Annotated in this window: 1 protein-coding gene and 1 pseudogene; one reads left to right on the top strand and one right to left on the bottom strand. The window is 39.3% G+C overall.

What is annotated here, in order from left to right:
• Positions 1-363: 363 nt before the first annotated feature.
• The gene (gene tnpA, locus ACTJIX_RS14830; protein ID WP_004782114.1) at positions 364-777 is read right to left on the bottom strand and encodes an IS200/IS605 family transposase; all 414 of its coding nucleotides are present in this window, start codon (positions 775-777) and stop codon (positions 364-366) included.
• A 20-nt stretch (positions 778-797) separates the two neighbouring features.
• Between tnpA and ACTJIX_RS14835 the strand changes: the two are divergent.
• Positions 798-973, top strand: a pseudogene (locus ACTJIX_RS14835) (RNA-guided endonuclease TnpB family protein); the annotation flags it as partial.

A 973-nucleotide genomic window follows, 5' to 3' on the forward strand; every position in this document is an offset into this window, starting at 1 on the left:
TCAGAAGTGAAACCTCTTAGCGCTGATGGTAGTGTGGGATTACCCATGTGAGAGTAAGTCATCGCCAGCTCATTATTCTAAACACCCCCTTCAATAGAAGGGGGTGTTTTTTTATCCCTGAGATTTAAGAAAGTCTCCAAATATTAAATTTTATCTAAACCCATAGCAGAAAATCTGCAGGGCAGGCGTATACTGGAACAGGTTTCTGGAGCTTATATGTCCACAAATTCATCTTCCAGCCATATTAAATATGGATTTTTTATCCGTTGGAGCGTAAAACCTCGGGGTTCAGCCCATAGGTACCTAAAGATATGTAGATACCTATGGGTTCAGCCCGAGGATATAAGCGACTGGCGTAAGCCATTAATGCGGTGTTTGCTGTTGCTGAATATAGTGTTTAATAATTCCAATTGGCGCACCTCCGCATGACGCAGCGAAGTAACTTGGAGACCACAGGGCATTGCCCCATAATTTGCTCTTAATTTCAGGATGCTTAGTGCGTAAAATGCGACTAGACGCACCTTTTAAGCTATTCACTAAACTAGAAATGGCGACTTTAGGTGGATAATTGACCAGCAAATGCACATGATCATGCTCACCGTCAAATTCTATCAATTCAGCTTCAAAGTCTAAGCAGACACGTTCAAATACTTCACGCATCGTTTCAAGCATGGCATTGGTGAAAACATCTCTACGATATTTAGCCACAAATACCAAGTGAACGTGCATATTAAAAACACAGTGACGACCTGTTCTAATTTCTTGACTATTATTCATAGACTAAATATATTCTAATGATGAAAACACTTAAATTACGTATAAGAGACAAACATTGCAAGGTGCTAGACCAATTAGCATTTGAGGTGAATTTTGTTTGGAATTATGTGAATGATTTAGGATTTAAACATCTCAAGCGTAAGGGTGAATTTCTATCGGCATACGATATTGCAGAATACACCAAAGGTACTTCTAA

Source organism: Acinetobacter sp. 22323 (genome assembly GCF_052044895.1).
In the GTDB taxonomy this organism is placed as follows: Bacteria; Pseudomonadota; Gammaproteobacteria; order Pseudomonadales; family Moraxellaceae; genus Acinetobacter; species Acinetobacter schindleri.